Raw genomic sequence first — 22,085 nt, 5'->3', positions numbered from 1 at the left:
TGATGTGTGGTTCGCGAACGAGCAGCGATCCCATTCCTGCAAGTTACCGTTCACCCATTAGGGGAGCGAGCCGAATCGGCTGCCTCGATCCACAGGAATCGGTGGCGCTCCTGTCGGCCGATACTTATGAAAGGGGGCGCCAAAATCGACGAAACTGATCTGTCCGCCGGAACCCTCGGGAGACCATTGCGATGTTCGTACTCATTCTCATAGTCATCGTCGCTCTGTTCGTTCGCTACGGCATGAGTACGCGCACGAAGGCCGTCGTACGAGAGGCGCTCCGGCCCGCTCTGATACTCGGCGGCATCGGCTTCATCGCGGGTTTCATCGGACCGATGATCTTCATGCCCGGCGCCAATCAGGGCCCAATGCTGGGAATTTTCATCACGGGGCCGGGTGGGTTCGTGCTGGGGCTGATTTATGGGGTGATTCGCGCGCTGCGCGGCGGATCGGCCGCTGAGAGTTCCTAGTCGCCTAGACGTACCAAGGACTGGGCGCGAACTTCCCCCGCCCCCTCCTCCGGACCTGTGGACACCACTCCCGCCGACCAACTCGCGACCGCGCTTTCCGATCGCTACCGCATTGGCCGCCAGCTCGGTGCTGGCGGCATGGCGACCGTGTACCTCGCGCACGACGTCAAGCACGGGCGCGACGTCGCGCTCAAGGTGTTGCACGCCGACCTGGCCGTCACGCTCGGACGGGACCGTTTTCTTCGCGAGATCCAGCTTGCAGCGCGACTTTCTCATCCCCACGTGCTACCCCTGTACGACTCGGGCGAGGTATCCGGTGTTCTCTACTATGTAATGCCGGTTGTACGCGGTGAGTCGCTGCGCGATCGCCTGGATCGCGAAGGCCAACTTCCCATCGCTGACGCGATCAGCATCGTAATCGCGACGGCCCGTGCGCTTGCTCACGCGCACGAGCAGGGCATCGTCCATCGCGATGTGAAGCCGGAGAACATCCTGCTTCAGGACGATCATGTTTTCGTCGCCGACTTCGGAATCGGCAAAGCGATCAGCACGATCGGTGACGATGCGATGACGCAGACCGGCATGAGCGTCGGCACGCCCGCGTACATCAGCCCCGAGCAGGCGGCAGGCGAATCGGTTGACGGACGCAGCGATCAGTACGCACTCGCCTGCGTGCTGTACGAGGCGCTCGTTGGCGAGCCGCCTTTTACCGGGCCGAATATTCAGGCGGTGATTGCCAAGCGCTTCGTGCAAACGCCCGCGGACGTGACCGCGCTTCGCGACGCTGTCCCGCGTAACGTCGCGCGGTCGCTGCAGCGCGCCATGGCGCGAACACCGATCGATCGCTTCGCGACGACGGGCGCGTTCGCGGATGCGCTGTTCTCGACTGATGACGCGGCGGCACCGCGCACCGACGATCCGCCGGCTCGCTCCATCGCGGTGCTTCCCTTCGTCAACCTCAGCGCCGATCGCGAGAACGAATATCTCGGCGACGGCATTGCCGAGGACATCACGAATGCGCTTGCGAGTATCGAAGGGCTGCATGTTGCCGCGCGCGCGTCGGCGTTTTCCTTCAAGAACAAGAATGCCGAGCCGCGCGAGATCGGCCAACATCTGCGCGTGGCGACGATTCTCGAAGGAAGTATTCGCCGCTCCGGATCGCGCATCAGAATCACGGCGCAACTCGTCGCGGTCGCCGATGGATACCAACTCTGGTCTGAGCGCTACGATCGCGAACTGGTCGACGTATTCGCGGTGCAAGACGAGATCGCCGCGGCCATCGCCAAGCGATTGCAGCTCACGTTTGCCGCATCGGCGCCGTCGTCGTCGGTGTCCACCGACGAGATCAAGGCGTACGAGCTGCTCGTGCGCGGTCGATCACTCACCGCGCAGCGCGGACGGCCGATTCTCGATGCCATCGTCGCTCTCGAGCAGGCGCTGGAGCTCACTCCCGACGACCCGGATGTGCACGCGGCGTTGGGCAATGCGTGGCGGGTGAGGGAACAGTATGGACTCGGCACGCGCGCCGAGTGTCATCCGCGAGCGTACGATCATCTGCGCAAAGCGCTGGCCGTCGATCCGAATCATGCCGAAGCCATTGGCACCATGGCGGCGATCATTCTGTCGAAAGAGGACCTCCGCCGACACGGGGAAGGAGTGGCGTTGTTCGAGCGTGCGCTCGCGCTGAACCCGCGTCTCTCGGAGTTGCGCTCGCTTGGTGCAGGATGGGGTAAGGCGATCGTGCACGTGGATCGCGACGACGACGGCGCGGTGCGCGAGGTCCAACGCAGTATTGCCGACGATCCGTTCAACCCGGTTTGCTCAACGGTGTATACCGTTGTCATGGGAGCCCTGGGCCGCCATGCAGAGGCAGTGAGCGAAGCGGTTCGCGCGTGTGAACGCGAGCCGAGTGCGTTCGGTCCGCACTACGCGTTGGCCTGGGCACACACCTGGGCGCGGAACACGGACGCGGGGCTCGCGTTTACGCAGCGTACGATCGAACGCTTCGGACGACATCCGTGGATGCTGCAGGCCATGACGGGCCTGTTCATGCAGCGTGGCGAAACGCGGAAAGCCGAGGCGATTCACACCGAGCTCGAGGCGCGCGCGCAAACTTCGTCCGTCCCATTCTTCTCGCTCGCCATCTCGGCGATTTATCTCGGGCGCGTCGACGAAGGCTTTGAACTCGCGCTCCGTTCCGCCGAGGCACGAGACGGCGTCGCGCACATGTGGGTGCGCTTCCCGGACATCGAACCCGTGCTGACCCACCCGCGGTATCACGAGATACTCGCCGCGATGGGTGCGTGATGCGAATCGGAGTTGATCTCGGAGGGACGAAGATCGAGGCGATCGCGCTCGGTCACTCCGGCGACATCGTTGCCCGCCGTCGCGTCGACACGCCACGCTCATATGACGCGACCGTCGCGGCGATCGGTTCGTTGGTGGACGCGGTCGAGCAGCAAGCGGGCGAGCGCGGAACCGTTGGAATCGGTATTCCCGGCGCCATCGTGCCGAGCACGGGTCTCGTGAAGAACGCCAACTCGGTCTGGCTGATCGGTCAACCCCTCGGCCGCGATCTCGAGACGCGACTCGGCAGATCCGTCCGCATCGAGAACGACGCGAACTGTTTCGCAATCTCTGAAGCGGCTGACGGAGCCGCGCAGGGTGCGAAGGTCGTCTTCGGCGTCATCCTCGGCACTGGCGTGGGCGGTGGAATCGTGGTCGATGGACGCTGCCTGGACGGCGTGAACCTCATTGCCGGGGAGTGGGGACACAATCCGCTGCCATGGATGACGCCGGCAGAGTATCCCGGACCTGAGTGCTACTGCGGCAAGCGTGGGTGCATCGAGACGTTTCTTTCTGGCCCGGGTTTCGCGGCAGAGTTCGCGTCGGAGACCGGAGAGTCAATCGCGCCGAGCGAGATCGTAGCACGCGCCGCGTCGGGTGATGTGCGCGCGACGGTTGCTGTGACGCGCTATCGCGATCGGCTCGCGCGCGGGCTCGCCTCGGTGATCAATCTGCTCGACCCGGACGTGATCGTCCTCGGCGGCGGCATGTCGAACATGCCGCAACTGGCGGAGTTTGTGTCGGCGAGACTCGAAGATTACGTATTTTCTGATCGCGTCGTCACCAGAGTCGTGCGCAACCGGCACGGTGATTCGAGCGGAGTTCGCGGTGCAGCGTGGCTTTGGCCGCAGGAAACTTCAGCGAAGGTGTGAGCGTCTTTGTATTTTGCGAATGATCGATAGGTTAGCAGGAGGCGCGACGAGGCGCGTTCTCTCATTCTAAGCCTAGTTCGCCGAGTGCAGATACGACGTATGCAGCGCATAGCTCAGTCATCGTTGGTGGGTCTCTTGACCCTGGCGGCCGTCGGCTCCGCGGCTTGTGGCGGCGACGTAACTCTTCCTGTGGACACCCACGTCTTCGTAGGCGAAGTGAGGATCTCGCCCTCGTCGCTGGTGATGGCAGTTGGGTCAACTGCTCGATTCACGGCGACGGTATCTCCGACCGCGGGTGTCGCAGATACGACGGTCGTTTGGTCGTCGAGCGACACCTCCGTTGCGAGGGTCGATCAGACCGGTACGGTGACGGGGATGAAGGTTGGCACTGCCACGGTCGTGGTTCGGTCGCACGAAGACCCGTCTATCCTCGGAGCTGGCGCAGTCACCGTTACTGGCATCGGCATCCCTTCGACCGTCACGATTGCCGCGATCAACATCAAAACCTGCACGGTCTCCGCGGGGTGCACATCGGCTCCGGCGAACCTGATCAGCGTTGCTGGTCAGATCGATATAGTTCTGAATGTCGAAGCAGATTTTCGATTGTTAAAGAGTGTCCAAGCGACAGTTAGCTGCGGAGGTAAGTCGATCTCCGCGCAGCAAACGAACATTGTTGCCACTCCGAACCAGCCGATCGCGGTAGTTACCTTGAGCATCAATACGCTACAGGTCGATTCGACAGGTCTGCGGACGCTGCCCAACGGCGCGTGCATGCTGAGTGCATCTCAGACCGCGTTGTCTGGTGCGCAGAGTGCCGCGAATACGGTTTCGTTCGTGCTGAACAACGCTCCTTGATCGCGGTTTCTTCGGCGGCCAACAATGATCATTCGCGCACTAATCCTTTTCGGAACCGTGTTCGTAAACGTTCTCCCTGCGCAGACGCCGACCGACTCCGCGCGCCACGCCGTCCAGGCGTTTTACGACTGGTACGTACCCCGAGCCGCGAAGCCTGGCAATCGGGACATGATCATGGCCGCCGCGACGAAAGGGCCGTTGCAGTTCGAACCAGAACTCGTTCGGTGGCTTCGCATCGACTCGACCGCGCGAGCACGAGCGAAGGATGAAGTCGACGGCCTTGATGGCGATCCGTACCTCAATGCCCAGGATCCCTGCAACAAGTACACAGTAAAATCAGTCCGCGCCCAAGGCAGTGGATTTCTCGCGGACGTCGTTGGCTCAGGCGGATGCGCGAGTCACAAGACGCCAGACGTGGTTGTCGAAATCGCGCGTAACAATGGTCGTTGGACGGTGGTCGAATTTCGCGATCCCAATCGACGCGACGAAGGATTGATTCCGCTGTTGAAGCGCCTCCATCCCAAAGCGCGCTGACTACAACTCAGTCGCGATCGCGCTAACGCGAGGTTCGCTCGAGGAGCAGTGCGCCAGCGAGCACCGAATCACCCGTGTTGCTCCGCGCAATGCGGATCCGCGCGCCGTCGCCCATATAGCAGTGTGCGCCGTATTCGCCGACTGGTCGCCAGCGAACGATCGCCTCATTGTCCATGTGGCAATACCCCGTCCCCTCGGCGGTGATCATCGGGTGCGCTGCGGCGCCATCGGGCGACTTCCACTTGACCCACAGGTTTCCAGCCGGGACAAGAAAATGGAGCGTGTCGCCGTGTGCGAGGCGCAACGGCATTGCGACACTGCGTTGTGTGGGCGTGAGATTGTCGAATCGATCGACCATTTCGTGCACGTTGACCGCGATGTTCACGCGCGCGTCTCCAACGGCAATCGTGAGTCGCGTCGACCCGAAGCCGCGCGGCGTGAGCAGGCCTCGATGCAGCGTCGCGACGCTCGTATCCACGATCTGAACCGAGCCGCGCAACTCTTTGACGACTTTGCCGTCAGCACCGATGGCGTCGACGAGCAGCAATTGCGGTGGATCACCGGGCAGAAAGTCGTGCCATGCCATCGTGTGGATCTGCGCGACGGGTCGGCAGTGGACTGTGACGAGCGATACCAAGTCGTTGAGCGACGCGCGAACCACGGCATCGCCTCGCTCGTGGCACGAGACCGCGCCAGTCTTCGAGATATCAGTATGCTCACCGCTGACACGCTCGTAGCGAATGCCGGCTTTCGTCACCGTGTGACCGCGCGCGTCGAGAGCGCGGATCGGCAACTGCACGAACTTCCAATCGTTGATCACGATATCGTTCGCGTCGAAGCCACGGTCGGCGGTGATCAGCGCCGGCGGTCCAACGCGAAGCCGAGGTACCACGACGACGAAGGCGGCTGTGACGATCAGCGCGCCAAGCACGCCGAGCAGACGTAGCTGTGCGCGCGGTTGTCCGCGGCGCAGAGTGCTCATCGCAAGGTATGGAAGTGCGCGAAGCACCTGACCGACACACCACGCACGCGCGGCCAAGCGCGGTAGCCCTGAAAGACCCGCGCACTCTTCCACGAGATCGCCGGCGATGTCGTCGACGACGTCCACGTCCAGCCCGAAGAAATCCGCGGCGGTGAGATACCATGGCCACGGACCGAACCGGTGAGCACTCGTCACCCACACCGTCGGTCGCTCTGCATGTCGTAGTCTCTGCGGAATCATGACGTCCTCGGTCGCAGAATGTCTCCAACATCGGACCACATGGTCGCCGCGTTTCGCTCGGCGTCACGGAGTGCGCGTTGTCCGGCAGCGGTGAGCGTGAAGTGCCGACGGGCCCGTCCGCCGCGAACCGGCTGCGGCTCACTCAGGTGCGACTTGAGAAAACCCTTATCCTCGAGACGCTGCAGTGTGGTGTACACGGCGCCAACCGCGTAGTCGCGGCCTGCCCGTTCGATGAGCTCGCGACGTACTTCGAGACCGTACGCGTCGTCGCCAAGACGCACGACGGCGAGGAGCGCGGCGAGCTCGAGGCCACGCGAAAGTGTAGGCTGGCGTGATTTGCTCATAAGTCCTATTCTGTAGAACAAATCGCGATCACGCAAGGGCCAACTTCCAATTTCGAGGAGGGCGGATGTTTCCAGGTACGTGGGTGACAGGCATGGCTTCCATTCTTGCCGTCGGCACGGCACTGACCGCTCAAGTGGTTCCCGCCGACCAGCCGATCACGCGCTTCGTTACTGTCGAGCCGACGGTAAAGCTCGAGGTGCTCGACTGGGGCGGTACCGGTCGGCCGATGGTCCTGCTCGCCGGGCTGGGAAACACCGCGCATGTCTTCGACGACTTGGCGCGTCAGCTCCGCGCGAACCATCACGTTTACGGTATCACCCGCCGCGGCTTCGGCCGCTCGACCGTTCCTGACGCCGGCTATACGCCCGACCGACTCGGCGACGACGTGCTCGCCGTCATGGACTCGCTGCATCTCAACAAGCCCGTGCTCGTCGGCCACTCGATCGCCGGCGAAGAGCTCAGCTCGATCGGATCGCGCCACGGCGACCGCGTCTCGGCGCTCATCTATCTAGACGCCGCCGATGCGTATGCATTCTATGACACGACGAGCGGAGATACACGCGTCGATCTCAACGAGCTGCGGGGCAAGCTCGACACGTTGCGCAACGCGCCGTCGAGGCGATTGGTCGACGAGCTGCTGACGACGGTCCTCCCGACGTTCGAACGCGATTTACGCGAGCTGCGCGACATGGATCCTGGCGAAGCGCCGCCACCACCACCGGCCGCCGGGACCGCGGATCGTTCGAGCTTCGCCGCGTTTCGTGCCTGGCGAGCGAGAGCGTTCGGCTTCGCGGTTCCGATCGCCGAGTTGCACCAGCAATTCGATCAGTATGCGGATGGAAGCGTTGGCCTCCCCATTCGGTCGCCCGAGGATGCTCGCTTCGTTGCTCAAGCCATGATTGCCGGACTGCGAAAATACCTGCGCGTCTCTGTTCCGGTGCTTGCCATTTTCGCGCATCCTCAGCCGCCACAAAACCTCTCGAGCGCGGCGCGGGCTGTGTTCATCACGCGTGATTCCACTTCTCGAGCCAGGCAAGCCGACGTTGTGCGACGCGCTGCTCCATACGTGCGAATCGTGGACGTACCTGAGTCCAGCCACTACGTCTTTCTTACGAATGAGGCGGACGTCGTTCGCGAGATCAACGCGTTCTTGGCTTCTCGATTGGACGAAGATCGGATATCGACGCGAAAGCCACACTAATACTGTGTGGCATGACGACAAAAATTCTGATGGTTCTCACGTCTCACGATCAGTTGGGCAACACTGGTCGCAAGACTGGCTTCTGGCTCGAGGAATTCGCGGCGCCCTATTTTGTTTTCAAGGATGCCGGAGTCGAACTGACGCTTGCGTCGCCAAACGGCGGTCAGCCGCCAATCGATCCGAAGAGCGACGCACCGGACGGTCAGACCCCCGCGATGACGCGGTTCAAGCAAGACCCGGATGCGAAAAAGGCGCTCTCCCAGACGGTGAAGCTCGCCGATGTGAAAGCCGAGGATTACGACACAGTGTTCTATGTCGGCGGACACGGGCCCACGTGGGACCTCGCCGAGAGTCCGGTGTCGATCGCGTTGCTCGAGTCGTTTTACAATTCTGGCAAGCCGATCGCGTTGGTCTGCCACTCGCCTGGCGTGCTCCGCCACGTGACGTACAAAGGCGCGCCACTCGTGAAGGGAAAGCGCGTCACCGGCTTCACGAATGCCGAAGAGGAAGAGGTGCAACTCACCAAGGTCGTGCCGTTCCTGGTCGAGGATGAGCTGCAACGGCTCGGCGCCAAGTTCGAGAAGAAGGCAAACTGGGTTCCGTTCGCCATCGTCGACGGCCGACTGATCACGGGACAGAATCCGGCGTCGTCTACCGTGGCGGCGCAATCGGTCCTCAAGTACCTCTCGAGCCACGCGACACCTTCCGCGGAAGCGGCCTGACCTATGTAGGACAGCGTCAGTTGCGCGGGTAGGACTTTGACGAGTAGCATAGCGGGGCGGCGTGCAGTTGACGTCGCCCCTCTGCTATCCGCTAATTCGCATCGTCGCGCAGACAATGTCCGCTCGCTCCGCTCTTCTCGTCGTATCGATCGCCGCGATTCAGGCTTCTCTCGCCGCGGGCTTGTTCGGATTGGCATCGGCGATCGATGACAGCGGCACCATCGCGCCCGGCTGGTTTCGGGTCGTCGTGTTGATCCTCGGCACTCCGGGAATCTTCTTGTCGAGCGTGTTACGATCCAGCCTTGGTGATCGAGCGTCCATCTACGTCGGTTTCGGGCTTGGAGGTATTGCGTGGGGATGTGTGATTGCGCTGATCATGATTTACGCACGCAAACGCCAAGCGAGACACGCGTGATGCTTCAGTTCTGTCGTTGCTCCGATTCGGGTCGGTGCACGTCGTGACAGGCTCGGTCCTCGTCACTGGCGCAACGAGCCGCGTTGGCCGCCTCGTCGTCGATGAACTATTGCGCGCCGGCGTTCCGGTGCGAGCACTCACACGCCATCCGGAGCGCGCAGCTCTCCCTCCTGGCGCGGAGATCATCGTAGGCGACCTCACTAAACCTGAGTCGCTCGACGCAGCTGTCGACGGAGTCGGTTCTGTATTCCTCGTCTGGACTGCCGCGCAGGACGCAGCTTCCGCGGCCATCGCGCGATTCGCGGCGCAGACGTCGGGGCAACGCCGGCGCGTCGTCTACCTCTCGTCGCCGCACCAGACTCCGCACCCATTCTTCCAGCAACCGAACGGATTGCGGGCTCTTCATGCCGAGGTTGAGCGTTTGCTCACGGCCGCCGCGCTCGATGTCGTTGTTCTCCGGCCAGGGATGTTCGCGTCGAACGTACTCCATTGGTGGGCGCCGCAGATTCGAAAAGGCGACCCGGTGCGCTGGCCGTGCGGCGCCGCAGAGACGGCACCGATCGATGAGCGTGACATCGCCGCGGTGGCCGCGCGCACGTTGAGCGATGAGCAGCATGTGCGCGGCGACTACGTTCTGACTGGACCGGAGTCGATCAGCCAAGCCGCGCAGTTGCGTGTGATCGGTGATGCCATTGGGCGACCGATTCGATTCGATGAACTGTCGCCCGACGAGTTTCGTCGCGAAACGGCGGGGACGTGGCCGCCCGCCGTCGTCGAGATGCTACTCGGCGCTTGGCAGGCAACGCTCGGGCATCGAGCGTACGTGACATCCGCGGTTCATGAAATCCTTGGAACGCCAGCTCGAACATTCCATCAGTGGGCTGCCGACAACACCGCGGCGTTCGTCAGCCAAGGGGTCTGAAGCGGATGTCCGCTTCAAACGACAGGATCTCGTTTCATTGATTGACAGATTCCGTCCACTCCGCTCTCGATCACGGATCGACACGTGACAACAGCTCGAAACACTCGAACCACGATCGTCATCGCGCTGCTCGGCATTGCCGCTGCGTGCGCGGACATCACGACGCCAACGCAAACCGGTCAACAGCCGATTCCCGGGGCTCCCGCGCCTACGGTACCGGCGTCTGGTCCTGGATCGCCGACAGCCGGATTTCCCGCGCTCTCGCGCGCAGGGAACGTCTACACGGAGAGAGGCGCGCCGTACGGCAACCCTGGAACTCTGCTGTACCACAACGGCATCCTCGTATCGCAGTTCGTTTTCTACGAGGACAGCACGTTCGCCTTGCAGTTCTCGAGTGGTCGCGTCGGGTTCTTCGAGTACCGCGGATCGTTCGCGCGCGTGGACTCCACGATCACATTCAAGTGGGAAGGATGGAGCAGCGCCGGGCCGTGGGGCGCGACTGGAACGCTGCATGGCGATACGCTGCACGTCGCCTATAACCAGATCATGATGTTGACCGACTTCGTAGACGCCGACTACCTCAGGTCGCCCGGCACGCCGTGACGCTGCTATTTTGGGAGCAGAGCAGCTCCCCACCGCCACTTTGCCGGCAAGTATGCACGACTCACCAAAGTGGCAGTCCGCCGCCAATCCCAACCGCGTCCGTTTTGGCGTCGACCAGGTTGTCGATGGGCTAGAGCATTGGCCGGCTGGCCCTCTCGCGATGCTGACGAATGACGCCGCACGACTCGCGGATCGTTTCGACGTCGCTTCGCGATCTGCGCTGCTCGACGCCGGAATCAACATCACGCGACTGTTTTCGCCCGAGCACGGCCTCGGCGCCATCGCTGCTGACGGCGCCCACGTCGCGGACGGGCGTGATGCGTTGACTGGGCTTGGCGTGACGAGCCTCTATGGCGACCGACTCACGCCGACGCGCGAACAACTTGAAGGGATCGACGCGGTCGTCGTCGATCTGCCCGATGCTGGCGCGCGCTTCTATACGTACGTGTGGACGATGACGCACGTCCTCGATGCGTGCGCCGCCACCGGCCTTCCCGTCATCGTTCTCGACCGCCCGAATCCGATTGGCGGCGATATGCGAGACGCTGAGGGACCGTTGCTCGACGACGAGCAACACTCGCTGCTCGGCCGAGCCGACTTCCCGATCCGTCACTCGTTGACGATCGGCGAGATTGCGCGCCTCTGGCAGCGAGAGCGAGCGTCGTCGTTGCAACTTCGCGTTGTGCCATGTGCGAACTGGCGGCGCGATATGCACTGGGTAGACACCGGATTGACGTTCGTTCCAATGTCTCCGGCGCTACCGTCGTATGAGAGCGCGCTTTGCTACCCGGGTATCTGTCTATTCGAGGCGACAAATATCGACATCGGTCGTGCTACAGACCGGCCGTTCCGTCAACTCTCGGCTCCGTGGTTGGACGCAACGGCCGTCGCGGCCACGTGCGCCGACGACGAGCGTCTGCGCGGACTATCGCTCGAGCCGGCCGGGACGACGCTTCGATTGGAAATCGCTGATCGTCGCGCGTTGCGCCCCGTGCGGGCCGGTGTCGCGTTGCTCGAAGCGATTCGCCGACTCCATCGTGACCAATTCGCATGGGCCACGTATCCGACCGTCGCGAACCCGTCAGGCGTGGGGCACTTCGAGCGGCTCGCTGGCAATCGATCGCTGCGCCGACTGATCGAATCCGGCAATGCGATTCCCGATTCGCAGTTCAGTGTCAGCGACTGGGATGTCCGAACTCGCGCCGCTCGACTCTACGAATGAAGTCACGGGCGAGCGTCCAAAGCGCCATCGAAAATTAGAGTTCTTGGTGACAACGATCTGGCGCCGCGTCCGTCGCGTGAGCATGTTCATGCAATGCTCATCGGCACGTCTCTCCTGACCAGCGACACGGCGCTCCGGCCCATGCCAAGACTTCTGTGCTGCGCTCCGCTCCTCTTCGTATTTGCATGCTCCAAAGCGGAGCCGGTAGCAACCCAGCACCCGCAGTATGGAACGTGGGGCGTCGATCTCGCTTCGCGAGACACGTCGGTGCGACCCGGAGACGACTTCTTCCGCTATGCCAACGGCACATGGCTGAAGCGCGCCGAAATTCCCGCGGACAAGCCGGGCATCGGGCCGCGTCTCATGATGACCGATTCGACCAACGCACACCTGCACGCCATGCTGGAGTCGGCGGCAGCGAAGGCCCCGCATGAGCCAACGGATCTGGAAGGGAAGGTCGGCGCGTACTACAAGGCGTTCATGGACTCCGCCGGCGTCGAAACGCTCGGCGCCAAGCCACTGGCATCGCACCTCGATGTCGTTCGCTCCGCGACGTCACGCGATGCCATCGCTGCACTGAGTGGCAGAAATCAGAGTTCCTTCAACGGCACTATCTTCGCGATCACGCTCGATGTCGATCTCAAGAATCCGGCGATCTACTCGGTCTATCTCAACCAGTCGGGCCTCTCGCTTCCAGACCGCGACTACTATTTGAAGCCCGAGTTCGCGGCGGCGCGGGATTCGCTTCAACGCTACGTATCGACCATCCTTCATCTGGTCGACTGGCCCGACGCCGACGCGCGCGCGAAGGACATCGTTGCCTTCGAGTCGGCCATTGCAAAGGCGAGCTGGACAAACGTCGAGACGCGCGACCCGAACGCGTTGTACAACCCGATGTCTGTCGCCGAGCTCTCGAAGTTCGCGCCCGGCTTCGACTGGAATGGATTCCTCAAAGAGGCTGGGCTGAGCGGCACCGACCGTATCATCGTCGGTGAAAAGAGCGCTTTCCCAAAGATCGCCGCCGTGTTTGCGTCCACGCCACTGTCAACGCTCCAGGCGTGGCAGGCCTTCACGGTGGCCGAAAACGCTTCACCGTTCCTCTCGTCTGGGTTCGAAAGCGCATTCTCGCACATACTCGTACCAGTACTCACCGGACAAACGGCGCGCAGCCCGCGCTGGAAACGCGGTGTCAACGTCGTTTCCGGCGGAGACTTTCTCACCGGAGATCGCTTCGCACGCTTCGGCTCCATGGGCTTTGGTGTCGGTCAGCTCTACACCGCTCGCTATTTTCCGCCCAGCACACAGGCCAAGATTCAAGAATTGGTACAGAACGTCAAAGCCGCATACCGGAAGCGGATCGAGACGCTCGACTGGATGAGCGCACCCACTCGTCAGGAGGCGCTCAAGAAGCTCGACACGTACCAGATCAAGGTCGGGTATCCTGATCACGCGCGCGACTACTCCAAGCTCGTGATCCGTGACGACGACCTGCTCGGCGACGCCGAGCGCACAGGCGCATTCGACTGGCAGTTCTATGTTGGCCGAATGAAGGGTCCCGTCGATAAGACAGACTGGAACATGACGCCGCAGACCAACGACGCGTACAACGGTTCACTGCGCGACATCGTCTTTCCCGCCGGCATTCTCCAGCCGCCGATCTTCGATCCGAACGCTGATCCGGCCGTCAACTATGGCGCGGCCGGTGCCGTCATCGGACATGAACTGACGCACGGCTTCGACGACGAGGGACGGACGATCGACGCGGCTGGCGCACTGCGCGATTGGTGGCAGCCGGCCGACGCGAAGACGTTTCAAGCGCGAGCCAACGCCCTCGCCGCACAGTACGACGGCTTCACACCACTGCCCAATCTTCACATCAACGGCAAACTCACACTCGGCGAGAACATCGCCGACTTGGGCGGCATCACGCTCGCACTGGATGCCTATCGCGCGTCGCTGCAGGGAAAACCAGCGCCGGTATTGGACGGTCTGTCAGGCGATCAGCGCGTGTTTCTCGGCTGGGCACAAGCGTGGAGCGGGAAGTACACGGACGCGTACGTCAAGCAGCAGGTGACGACCGATCGTCACAGCCCGCGAGCGTTCCGTGTGAATGGTCCGCTCGCGAACATCGATGCGTGGTACGACGCGTTCAGCGTTCCGGCCGAGAGCAAGTTGTACATTCCCCGCGATAAGCGCGTGCGGATCTGGTAGGCTACACGCGCGAATGCGTCAGGGCTGCGTGCCCGCGCCCAATCGTCGCACGAGCTTGTCGAGAAAATCGAGTCCCTCGAAGAACGATTTCACGCGCAGCTTCTCGTCGCGCCCGTGCGCGTTGGTCTCGCCGGGCGACGAGAAAATTCCACTGACGCCATAAGTCGGAATTCCTGCCGCGCGGAGCCAGTGCCCGTCCGTCGCGCCGGTGGACATCGTCGGAATCACCGGAATGTTTCCCCACATCGAGTGCGTCAGATCCGTCGCTGCGGCAAGCAGCGCCGGCTCGATCGGCGGGACCGATGTCGGGAAATCTGGAGCAGCGGAATTCGTGAACGTGATCTTGATGCCCGTGTCAGCGAACACGCGTGCGAGAGTGGATCGCACGTACTCCACGTTCGACGTCGGCGCCATGCGGCAATTGACGTTCGCACTCGCGGTCTGTGGCAGCGCGTTGTAGGCATGTCCGCCCGCAAGGCGTGTCGCAACGCACGTTGTGCGCAGCATGGAGTTGTAGCGCATGTCGCGTGATAGTGTCGCCGAGGCGGCCGAGTCCGACGGATTCTTGGCGATGGCGCGCATTGCGGCGGCCATGGCCGGCTTCTCGACCTTGGCCGTCTCCTCGAAGAAGGCACGCGTCGTTGGGTTCAGCTCCACCGGGAACGAAAAGCGCGCGAGCTTTGAGAGCGCATCAGACAACTCATAAATCGCGTTGTCCGGCCGCGGCACGCTCGAGTGCCCACCGGTGTTCGTCGTCGTCAGCGTAAAGTCCGTGTAGACCTTCTCGGCGGCTTGAATCGAGTGGAACAGCGGCTTAGCGGCCAGGCCTGTTCCATCGAGCGTTCCACCACCGCCTTCGTTGATCGCGTACGACGCCTCGATCACCTGCCGATGTTCGGCGAGCAGAAACTGGACGCCATTCGCGTCGCCGCCCTCTTCGTCAGCTGTGAGCGCGAGCACGAGGTCGCGTTCGGGGCGCCAGCCTTCCTTCTTGTATTGAAGCAGATTCGCGACGAAGATCGCGGCCATCGGCTTGTCGTCCGCCGTGCCGCGGCCCAGGAAGTAGCCGTTCTCCTCCACCATCGTGAACGGATCGCGCGGCCATTCGTCGCGTCGTGCAGCGACAACGTCGATGTGCGCGAGCAGGAGAATCGGCTTGCCGGCCGCAGCACCGCGGGTGCCATGGTAGCGGACGACGAGATTGCCTTTCGTCGGCTTTCCGGCCGGGATAAGGATCTGGACGTCACTCGCTGGGAAGCCCGCGTCGCGGAAACGTTTCGCCATCGCTTCGGCAGCGCGAGTCACCGAACCGACAGAGTCTGCCGAGTTGATGGAGACGAGCTCTGCGTAGATCTCGCGCGCGGCTTGTTGGCGCGGCGAGAGCGGTGCTTGCGCGTGAAGCGCCGCGGCGGCGCAGAGTGCGGCGAAGGCGATGAGCGGTGAACGCGACATTCTGGGATCCGTCCGAAAGGCGAGAGAGTGGGGGAAGGATTCAGAATAGCTCGCGGGCCGTCGCAGCGCGACGACCACCAGTCCCGTAGCGCGCCATGAACGTCTCGACGCCTTCCTTGGCGCCGGCGATCACCTGAGTCTTTGGCGGTACCGTGCCCACCAACATGGCGCGATCGAGCGCCTCGCCGGCGACGAGGTACGCGAACTGCGCGGCCGCTCGGCGCGAGTGTGTCACACGTAGCAAGCCGGCGCCCTTCAGATGTTGGAATCCCGTCGCCAACGCCGCGATTACCTGGCCGGGTGCTCGATCGAAGTACTCCGCGGCGAGCGCTGGAAACTCCCGCGCCTCACCAATCAGCAGACGACGAAGCGCTACGACTTCTGGACGCACGATGCCGAGTGCGAGTCGGCGACCGAGATCGTCGAGCGTTGGCCGTACGTTGGCAGCCGTGACACCGATCGTGAATTCCTCGTGGAGTTCTCGCGCAAAGGCCTCGGCGAACGCGATGACATCGGTGACGATCTGCGTGAAGAGCGCGCCTTTGTCGCCGTAGTTGTTGTAAACGGTGCGCTTGGTGAGACCGGCCAATTCCGCGATCTCCTCCATGGTGGTGCCCGCATACCCCTGGCGAAGGAATAGCGTTCGCGCGGCGTCGACCACCGCGGCTCGCGTGCGCACGACACGTGGGTCGTCCTCGCGCGGTCCTGCGCGCCGATGTTTGGCGCGACGATCAACTGTTGCACTCATGGGTGAAATAGTATAGCGTGGACGCCGACAGTCCACCCCCACCATCACGGAAGGCGCACATGTCGTTGAACGCATCTGCCGGCGCGGCGCCCGGTCTCACGAAATCAGCGGGCTTCGATCGTGGCGCGGCGATCACCCGTTCACTGCTTGGCTACGGCGTCGTCGCAGGGCCGTTCTATCTCGTGGTCGGGTTGATCCAAGCATTTGTGCGCGATGGATTTTCATTCGCGCGACATCCGCTCAGCGTGCTCGCCAACGGGCCCGGTGGCTGGGTGCAGACGGTGAACTTCGCGCTCACGGGCCTCATGGTGATCGCCGCGGCCGTGGGATTCGCGCGAGTGCTTGCGCCAGCGTCGCGCGCTACGAGCTGGTGGCTCGGCACGTTCGGCGCGAGCATGGTTGCCGCGTCGGTATTTCGCGCCGATCCGATGGACGGATTTCCCGTCGGCACGCCTGTGGGACCGCCGACGTCGATGAGCACCATGGGGATGACGCACTTCATCGTCGGGACGCTCGGCTTCACCGCACTCGGCGTCAGCTGTCTCGTTGCCGCGCGGGTGTTGTCACGGCGAGGCATGCGGTCGCTCGCGCGATTTTCGCTCGCGAGCGGCATTGTCGTGCTGGTCGCGTTCTATGGTGGCGGCGTATTCGCCAACAAGTCGGGCGGGATTCTGGGAATCTGGATCTCGGTCGTCGCCGGATGGGCGTGGCTCGCCGTGTTATCCCTTCGCTTGTATCGTGTGGCGCCGGACCCGAACTGCGCGCCTCGCTAGAAGTCAAATTCAGTAGTTCATCATTTCATTGGCCATTGGTGCCACACACCGCGCGGCGCTGAGTCGAGCGCCGCGCGCGGCACATCGCCTGCCGTCGTGCCCAGCGGGGAATTGCTTCATCGCTGAGATGGCGGCACAACATGTTGTTCACGGTATCGGCGTTCGTCGTCGTCGGAGCGATGTCGGCGTTACGCCAAAGCCCCGCGACATCCGATGCGGCTGGCGCATCTGCACCCGTTCGTCGACCACCTCTCGCGGTCACGAGTGTTGATTCCACGCGCGCTCTTCGAATCGCGCACCGGGCACAGGGCGACTTCGAGACGCTGCGACGCCGACTCCTGCCGCGCGCGACACTGACCGGCGCCAACGGCTGTGACGCCGTCGTCGGCCGCTACTGTTACATCCAGCAAGTCGCGTCCGCCGCGCCCCCAGAGGCGTATGAGGTCGTCGCGGCGCGACGGCAGCTTCTGGCGACGCTCGACAGCCTCGGCGCCATGGTTCCCGGTGACCGGTGGATCCTCGGCCAAAAGATTCGCTATCTCGTCGAGGCGGGAAAGCCACAGGCCGCCGATAGCACCGGCGTCGTATGCGCGGCCAGCGCAGCAACCCCGGCAACGAAGAGCTGGTGTCTCGCGCTCATTGGATATACGGCGCAGCAGTACGGCCAGTACTCCCGTGCCGATGCTGCGTTCACCTCGGCACTCGCCGAGATGCCCGAGCCGGACCGCCGCAAATGGGACGATCTCGCGATGCTACTCGGGCGGCGCGCTGCTGGACCGTACCGAAGCGCAGAGGGCGAACCACGCGACTCGATGACGGCGGCGTTCTGGCGACTCGTTCAGCCGCTGTACATGACGAGCGTGAATGATTTGCGCACGGAGTTCTTCGCCCGCATCACTCGGATGTACATCGAGCAGGACAGTCGGACCGTGCTGAGCGACTGGCTGCGCACGGACGATCGCGAGACGCTACTGCGCTACGGTGTTGCGCTCTGGTACACGCAGGGCGAGGTGCAGCGCGGCGCGTTGGAGCCGCCGCAAATCGCCGGTATTCGGCGCGTGCCGGCCTTCAACTTCTTCCCCGACGCGCACGTGTTCGCGTCGCCTGATCAGCTGTCGGCCGAAGACTGGGAGTTCTGGAACGTGGAGAGCAGGCCGACGTATGCCCCGGTGTGGGCAGGCAGTCTTCAGCCACTCGTGGACAATCAGGTCTCGCTCTTTCGTCGCGGCGACTCGGCGCTCATCGTCGCAGCGTTCGCTATCAACGATGACGCAGCACTCGGACAGACACGGCGGGCGGGTGCATTTGCGGCGATCGTCGATCGTGGCGGTGTTCTCCCGCCAATCGGCAAAACGATCGAGAACGCCGGTCTCAACGTGGTATCGACACTCATGGCGCCGTGGCGTCCGATGATCGTCAGCCTGGAGGTTCTGGATTCGGCGAGACGAGCCGCAGGCCGTATGCGATTCGCACCAAAGCTGCCACAGTCGGGCACGCGTCTGGGTCTTTCAGATCTCTTATTGTACGCGCCGCGCGATTCAGCGCCAAAATCGCTCGATGAAGCAGTACCGCTCGCGCTACGGGCGTTGCGCGTGCCGAGTAATCGGCAGATTGGCATTTTCTGGGAGACGTATGGCGTCCGTCCCGATGGCGAGACGCTCGAATACGCGCTGGCGGTGGAACGGATCGATCAAGGCTTGATCCATCGGTCGCTCGTGAAGCTGGGAGTCATGGACCCCGAACGAGGACTCAGCTTGCAGTGGCGCGAGGTACCGTCTGTTGCTGGTCAGATCGCGTCGCGCGGATTGACGGTCGATCTATCGCGGCTCAACCCGGGACAGTATCGCGTGCGGCTGATGTTGGCATCCGGGGCCGATCTGCCAATAGTCGCTGAACGAGTCATTGCAGTCTTTTAGCCCAAGTCGTGACTCACGCTTCAGCCGCCGGCGATCGAAGCGGGAGCGATTGAGGAAGGCCGAACCACGCGAGCACACTGTCTTCGAAGCGCGTCATTGCGGAGATGCGATCGCCGGCGAGAGTGAGCACGATGAGTCCGACCGCGTGAGGAGCGTCGGTTTCTCCGCGCAGATACGTGCCGAACGCGGGTTGGCCATTGGCTCGCGTCGGCACCAAGTCGAATCTGCGACCGGCACCAAAGATTCCGCTGCAGAAACGGGCGACGATGTCGCGGCCTTCGTACTCGAACGGCATCGGCGGCATTGCGATGAAGACGTCGTCCGTCAGCAATGCGACTAGCGCGTCGAGATCAGCGGCTTCGTACGCGCGAACGAACTCTGCGACGAGAGCGTCCTCGGAACGCGAGCCAGGAGCGGGACCTGGTTCGTGATTGGCGGATGATCGCTGGCGCTGCTGCATACTCGATCGCGCGCGTTTGAGGGCGCTATTCACCGCATCGAGCGTCGTGTCGAGCATCTCTGCAACTTCGCTCGCGTGAAAGCCCAGTACATCGCGCAGGATGAGTACGGCGAGTTGGCGAGGCGGCAGGATCTGAAGTGCGGCAACGAACGCCAGCGAGATGGATTCGGTCTGCTCGTAGCGCGCCTCGGGTCCGAGCGGCTCGATCGAACCGTCGAGTAAAGCGTCGGGCCAAGGCTCGAGCCATACTGCCTCACCAAATCTCGTCGGCTCCAGGTGCTGCACGCCGGGAATGTCCCACTCCTTGGCAAGTCGTCGCCGCGCCGATCGACGCGCGTTGAGGCAGCGATTTGTCGCGATTCGATACAACCACGTGCGCAGCGAGGCGCGTCCGGCAAAACCGCCGAGTCCCTGCCAGGCCGTCAGCAGCGTGTCTTGCAACGCGTCTTCGGCGTCCTGCAGCGAGCCGAGCATTCGATAACAATGGACCTGCAGCTCGCGGCGGTGCGGTTCAGTGAGCGTTCGGAACGCGTCGCCGTCGCCCGCACGCGCGCGAGCGATCAGGTCATTCGTCACAATGCTCAGCGTCGTTTCGCCGCGGTCGGGCACCGTATAGCACTCCATGTCTGGATAGACACCGGCCGAACGTCAAAATGGGCGGTCGGTGTGCGCCCAGTTTCTCCGTGTCGTGGTGTCTGCATTGGCGTCGACGAAAACGAAATGACAGCCACACACGGAGAGATAGAGATGATACTACAGGACAAGGTTGCGGTGATCTATGGAGCTGGGGGCGCAATCGGCGGTGCGGTCGCGCGAGCATTTGCGGCTGAGGGAGCCAAGGTCTTTCTCACCGGTCGCGTCCAGGCCCCAGTCGCGTTGGTTGCGAAGGACATCACGTGGGACGGCGGATCCGCGGACGTCGCCGAGGTGGATGCGCTCGATGAGCGAGCCGTGGGCGACCATCTACAGTCAGTCGTCGATCGTGCCGGTCGCGTCGACATTTCGTTCAATGCCGTCGGGCTTCCAGACGGAAACATCGTAGGCACTCCGCTGGCCGATTTGGACCTCGCGCAGTTCTGTCTACCGATCGCGGCGTACACGACGTCGTACTTCCTGACCGCGCGTCTGGCTGCGCGACAGATGATCCCGAACAAGCGTGGCGTGATCATGACCGTTACGTCCCTCCCTGCGCGCGCGGGCACGCGACTGAACGGAGGTTACGGCGCCGCGCACGCGGCAAAGGAGGCGCTGACTCGAGACCTCTCGTGCGAACTCGCGCCGCTGGGTATTCGCGTCGTCGGTCTGCGGCCGCACGGAATGCCGGAGACGAGCACGATGCGCGAGCTCTTCGACCTCAAGGCGACCGGGATGACGTGGGAGCAGTTCCAAGGGTATCTCGCCAACTCGACGCACCCAAAGCGAGTGATGGCGCTCGACGAGGTAGCCAACATGGCGGTCTTCATGGCGTCGGACCGAGCGAGTGGGATGACTGGAACGACCGTCAACCTGACTATGGGCAGCCTGGACGACTAGCGTATTTTTGAATGCATGACGATCAACGCACGGCGCTGAGCCGATGGAGAACCTCACGCACTCTCTGATCGGCGCGACGCTCGCCGAGGTGTTCGTACCGCGCTCCGCCTCACCGGCGAAGCGCGGTTTCTTTTTCACTGTCGGCGTCGTCGCGGCGAATCTTCCTGACGCTGATTTGCTGTACACGCGCATCACGCCGCCACCGATCGGATATCTGCTTCATCATCGCGGCCACACGCACACGCTCGTCGGCATCGCGCTGTTGGGGCTCGCATTTGGCGCACTGTATTTCATTCCGCGCGTGCGTCGTGGCCTCGCCGATTGCGGCGGGCGATTCTGGGGGATCGTGGCGTGCGCACTGCTGAGTCACATCGTCGCCGATTCGTGGAACAGCTATGGTGTGCATCCGTTCTGGCCGTTCGACAATCGTTGGTTCTACGGCGACGCCATCTACATCTATGAGCCGTGGTTGTGGATCATCCTCGGGGTGACGGTCGCGATGAACACGCACGCGCGATCGACCAAGTTCGCGCTGTCGGCGCTGTTGATCGCGCTGCCGCTCGCAATGACCGGCTTGCGAATGATCTCGGCGGTGAATCTCGGCTTGTTAGCGATTGGCGCGGCGGTTTGGGCTGTGGTTGCCGTTCGATGGACGCCGAAGCGTCGTGCGGCTGCATCGCTCGTGATAGGAGCGGTGTTCGTGCTGTCGATGTTCGGATTGAATCGAGTTGCTCGAGCAAAGATCGATCCGTCGCTGGCTGGGACACCGCGTGGCGAGATGCTCGATGCCATTATGAGTCCGCGTCCGGCGAATCCGATGTGCTGGACGACGATTGTCGTGGAACGGAATCTTTCGGCGGACGCGTACACCCTGCGTCGCGGGACGATCTCTGTCGTGCCGAATGGATGCTCGTCGCAGTGGGAGCACGCGTGGGCGCCGGCCGACTCACAGTCGCTGTCAGGTCTGCGGGCGTTGAGTGCGAACAACTGCCGGGTACGGGCGTGGTTGATGTTTGGACGCGCGCCATACGTCCGTGGCGGGCGGATTGCGGACTACCGCTTCGGCAGCACGAGCGAAGGAAATTTTTCGAGTATGCTGATCGACGACGGATCGAACCCAACGCTGTGCCCGCCGAACCTGCCGCCGTGGCAAATGCCGAGAGCTGATCTGGTGGGAGGGTGATCTCAGCCGCCGAAGGGACTACCGAATTCTCCGAGTACAGCCTTTCGGAGTCTAGCCGTCGGCGTAAGTTCGTCTGCTAG

At 62.9% G+C, this 22,085-nt stretch carries 21 protein-coding genes; 16 read left to right on the top strand and 5 right to left on the bottom strand.

Annotation, left to right across the window (positions count from 1 at the left end):
- The first annotated feature begins 191 nt into the window (after positions 1-191).
- The 5 genes from AC6H4Z_RS22835 to AC6H4Z_RS22815 all read left to right on the top strand — a co-directional run bounded on the left by AC6H4Z_RS22835 (position 192) and on the right by AC6H4Z_RS22815 (position 5,077).
- A complete protein-coding gene (locus AC6H4Z_RS22835) occupies positions 192-470 on the top strand; it encodes a hypothetical protein (RefSeq protein WP_497544277.1) in 279 nt (92 codons plus the stop codon).
- A 57-nt stretch (positions 471-527) separates the two neighbouring features.
- The gene (locus AC6H4Z_RS22830; protein WP_497544276.1) at positions 528-2,777 is read left to right on the top strand and encodes a protein kinase domain-containing protein; all 2,250 of its coding nucleotides are present in this window, start codon (positions 528-530) and stop codon (positions 2,775-2,777) included.
- Entirely contained in the window at positions 2,777-3,688 is a 912-nt protein-coding gene (locus tag AC6H4Z_RS22825; RefSeq protein WP_497544275.1) for an ROK family protein, read from the top strand. The genes AC6H4Z_RS22830 and AC6H4Z_RS22825 overlap by 1 nt, the downstream gene beginning before the upstream one ends.
- A 216-nt stretch (positions 3,689-3,904) precedes the next feature.
- On the top strand, positions 3,905-4,543 hold the full coding sequence (locus AC6H4Z_RS22820; protein ID WP_497544274.1) for an Ig-like domain-containing protein: 639 nt from the start codon (positions 3,905-3,907) through the stop codon (positions 4,541-4,543).
- A 24-nt stretch (positions 4,544-4,567) separates the two neighbouring features.
- Complete coding sequence (locus AC6H4Z_RS22815) at positions 4,568-5,077, top strand: hypothetical protein (protein ID WP_497544273.1); 510 nt, start codon at positions 4,568-4,570, stop codon at positions 5,075-5,077.
- A gap of 22 nt (positions 5,078-5,099) precedes the next feature.
- On the opposite strand, the gene AC6H4Z_RS22810 is transcribed toward AC6H4Z_RS22815, so the two are convergent.
- Together AC6H4Z_RS22810 and AC6H4Z_RS22805 are read right to left on the bottom strand one after the other, a co-directional pair.
- Positions 5,100-6,299 carry a hypothetical protein gene (locus tag AC6H4Z_RS22810; protein WP_497544272.1) on the bottom strand — a complete coding sequence of 400 codons (1,200 nt, stop codon included), beginning with the start codon at positions 6,297-6,299 and terminating at the stop codon, positions 5,100-5,102.
- The gene (locus AC6H4Z_RS22805) at positions 6,296-6,643 is read right to left on the bottom strand and encodes a PadR family transcriptional regulator (RefSeq protein ID WP_497544271.1); all 348 of its coding nucleotides are present in this window, start codon (positions 6,641-6,643) and stop codon (positions 6,296-6,298) included. The genes AC6H4Z_RS22810 and AC6H4Z_RS22805 overlap by 4 nt, the downstream gene beginning before the upstream one ends.
- A 65-nt stretch (positions 6,644-6,708) precedes the next feature.
- Between AC6H4Z_RS22805 and AC6H4Z_RS22800 the strand changes: the two genes are divergently transcribed.
- The 7 genes from AC6H4Z_RS22800 (at position 6,709) to AC6H4Z_RS22770 (ending at position 13,940) form a co-directional block, all read left to right on the top strand.
- On the top strand, positions 6,709-7,845 hold the full coding sequence (locus AC6H4Z_RS22800; RefSeq protein WP_497544270.1) for an alpha/beta fold hydrolase: 1,137 nt from the start codon (positions 6,709-6,711) through the stop codon (positions 7,843-7,845).
- Between the two features lie 11 nt (positions 7,846-7,856).
- A complete protein-coding gene (locus AC6H4Z_RS22795) occupies positions 7,857-8,567 on the top strand; it encodes a type 1 glutamine amidotransferase domain-containing protein (RefSeq protein ID WP_497544269.1) in 711 nt (236 codons plus the stop codon).
- 115 nt (positions 8,568-8,682) lie between these two features.
- Positions 8,683-8,982, top strand: coding sequence for a hypothetical protein (locus tag AC6H4Z_RS22790; protein WP_497544268.1), 300 nt, complete (start codon positions 8,683-8,685; stop codon positions 8,980-8,982).
- 43 nt (positions 8,983-9,025) lie between these two features.
- Complete coding sequence (locus AC6H4Z_RS22785; RefSeq protein WP_497544267.1) at positions 9,026-9,904, top strand: NAD(P)H-binding protein; 879 nt, start codon at positions 9,026-9,028, stop codon at positions 9,902-9,904.
- Positions 9,905-9,988: 84 nt separating this feature from the next.
- The gene (locus tag AC6H4Z_RS22780; RefSeq protein WP_497544266.1) at positions 9,989-10,507 is read left to right on the top strand and encodes a hypothetical protein; all 519 of its coding nucleotides are present in this window, start codon (positions 9,989-9,991) and stop codon (positions 10,505-10,507) included.
- A 52-nt stretch (positions 10,508-10,559) separates the two neighbouring features.
- A complete protein-coding gene (locus AC6H4Z_RS22775) occupies positions 10,560-11,729 on the top strand; it encodes an exo-beta-N-acetylmuramidase NamZ family protein (RefSeq protein WP_497544265.1) in 1,170 nt (389 codons plus the stop codon).
- Between the two features lie 93 nt (positions 11,730-11,822).
- Entirely contained in the window at positions 11,823-13,940 is a 2,118-nt protein-coding gene (locus tag AC6H4Z_RS22770; protein ID WP_497544264.1) for a M13 family metallopeptidase, read from the top strand.
- A gap of 18 nt (positions 13,941-13,958) precedes the next feature.
- Here the strand turns inward: AC6H4Z_RS22770 and AC6H4Z_RS22765 are convergent, their stop codons facing one another.
- Both AC6H4Z_RS22765 and AC6H4Z_RS22760 read right to left on the bottom strand, forming a co-directional pair.
- Positions 13,959-15,392: a M20/M25/M40 family metallo-hydrolase gene (locus AC6H4Z_RS22765; RefSeq protein WP_497544263.1), complete on the bottom strand. Its 1,434-nt coding sequence runs from the start codon at positions 15,390-15,392 to the stop codon at positions 13,959-13,961.
- A gap of 40 nt (positions 15,393-15,432) precedes the next feature.
- Positions 15,433-16,140, bottom strand: coding sequence for a TetR/AcrR family transcriptional regulator (locus AC6H4Z_RS22760; RefSeq protein ID WP_497544262.1), 708 nt, complete (start codon positions 16,138-16,140; stop codon positions 15,433-15,435).
- A 59-nt stretch (positions 16,141-16,199) separates the two neighbouring features.
- On the opposite strand from AC6H4Z_RS22760, the gene AC6H4Z_RS22755 reads away from it, so the two are divergent.
- Complete coding sequence (locus AC6H4Z_RS22755; protein WP_497544261.1) at positions 16,200-16,913, top strand: DUF998 domain-containing protein; 714 nt, start codon at positions 16,200-16,202, stop codon at positions 16,911-16,913.
- 140 nt (positions 16,914-17,053) lie between these two features.
- Entirely contained in the window at positions 17,054-18,829 is a 1,776-nt protein-coding gene (locus AC6H4Z_RS22750; RefSeq protein ID WP_497544260.1) for a hypothetical protein, read from the top strand.
- 13 nt (positions 18,830-18,842) lie between these two features.
- On the opposite strand, the gene AC6H4Z_RS22745 is transcribed toward AC6H4Z_RS22750, so the two are convergent.
- Positions 18,843-19,868: a sigma-70 family RNA polymerase sigma factor gene (locus AC6H4Z_RS22745; protein WP_497547080.1), complete on the bottom strand. Its 1,026-nt coding sequence runs from the start codon at positions 19,866-19,868 to the stop codon at positions 18,843-18,845.
- 168 nt (positions 19,869-20,036) lie between these two features.
- Between AC6H4Z_RS22745 and AC6H4Z_RS22740 the strand changes: the two genes are divergently transcribed.
- Together AC6H4Z_RS22740 and AC6H4Z_RS22735 are read left to right on the top strand one after the other, a co-directional pair.
- The gene (locus AC6H4Z_RS22740; protein ID WP_497544259.1) at positions 20,037-20,822 is read left to right on the top strand and encodes an SDR family NAD(P)-dependent oxidoreductase; all 786 of its coding nucleotides are present in this window, start codon (positions 20,037-20,039) and stop codon (positions 20,820-20,822) included.
- A gap of 43 nt (positions 20,823-20,865) precedes the next feature.
- Positions 20,866-22,005: a metal-dependent hydrolase gene (locus AC6H4Z_RS22735; protein ID WP_497544258.1), complete on the top strand. Its 1,140-nt coding sequence runs from the start codon at positions 20,866-20,868 to the stop codon at positions 22,003-22,005.
- Positions 22,006-22,085 lie beyond the last annotated feature (80 nt).

The sequence above is a fragment of the Leucogemmata humicola genome, from assembly GCF_055379415.1.
This window is presented reverse-complemented; position numbering and strand designations above follow the sequence as displayed.

Coding starts and splice junctions, on each gene's coding strand:
- AC6H4Z_RS22835 (WP_497544277.1), top strand. CDS start 192: ATGTTCGTACTCATTCTCATAGTCATCGTCGCTCTGTTCGTTCGCTAC.
- AC6H4Z_RS22825 (WP_497544275.1), top strand. CDS start 2,777: ATGCGAATCGGAGTTGATCTCGGAGGGACGAAGATCGAGGCGATCGCG.
- AC6H4Z_RS22815 (WP_497544273.1), top strand. CDS start 4,568: ATGATCATTCGCGCACTAATCCTTTTCGGAACCGTGTTCGTAAACGTT.
- AC6H4Z_RS22810 (WP_497544272.1), bottom strand. CDS start 6,299: ATGATTCCGCAGAGACTACGACATGCAGAGCGACCGACGGTGTGGGTG.
- AC6H4Z_RS22805 (WP_497544271.1), bottom strand. CDS start 6,643: ATGAGCAAATCACGCCAGCCTACACTTTCGCGTGGCCTCGAGCTCGCC.
- AC6H4Z_RS22800 (WP_497544270.1), top strand. CDS start 6,709: ATGTTTCCAGGTACGTGGGTGACAGGCATGGCTTCCATTCTTGCCGTC.
- AC6H4Z_RS22795 (WP_497544269.1), top strand. CDS start 7,857: ATGACGACAAAAATTCTGATGGTTCTCACGTCTCACGATCAGTTGGGC.
- AC6H4Z_RS22790 (WP_497544268.1), top strand. CDS start 8,683: ATGTCCGCTCGCTCCGCTCTTCTCGTCGTATCGATCGCCGCGATTCAG.
- AC6H4Z_RS22775 (WP_497544265.1), top strand. CDS start 10,560: ATGCACGACTCACCAAAGTGGCAGTCCGCCGCCAATCCCAACCGCGTC.
- AC6H4Z_RS22770 (WP_497544264.1), top strand. CDS start 11,823: ATGCTCATCGGCACGTCTCTCCTGACCAGCGACACGGCGCTCCGGCCC.
- AC6H4Z_RS22765 (WP_497544263.1), bottom strand. CDS start 15,392: ATGTCGCGTTCACCGCTCATCGCCTTCGCCGCACTCTGCGCCGCCGCG.
- AC6H4Z_RS22760 (WP_497544262.1), bottom strand. CDS start 16,140: ATGAGTGCAACAGTTGATCGTCGCGCCAAACATCGGCGCGCAGGACCG.
- AC6H4Z_RS22755 (WP_497544261.1), top strand. CDS start 16,200: ATGTCGTTGAACGCATCTGCCGGCGCGGCGCCCGGTCTCACGAAATCA.
- AC6H4Z_RS22750 (WP_497544260.1), top strand. CDS start 17,054: ATGTTGTTCACGGTATCGGCGTTCGTCGTCGTCGGAGCGATGTCGGCG.
- AC6H4Z_RS22740 (WP_497544259.1), top strand. CDS start 20,037: ATGATACTACAGGACAAGGTTGCGGTGATCTATGGAGCTGGGGGCGCA.
- AC6H4Z_RS22735 (WP_497544258.1), top strand. CDS start 20,866: ATGGAGAACCTCACGCACTCTCTGATCGGCGCGACGCTCGCCGAGGTG.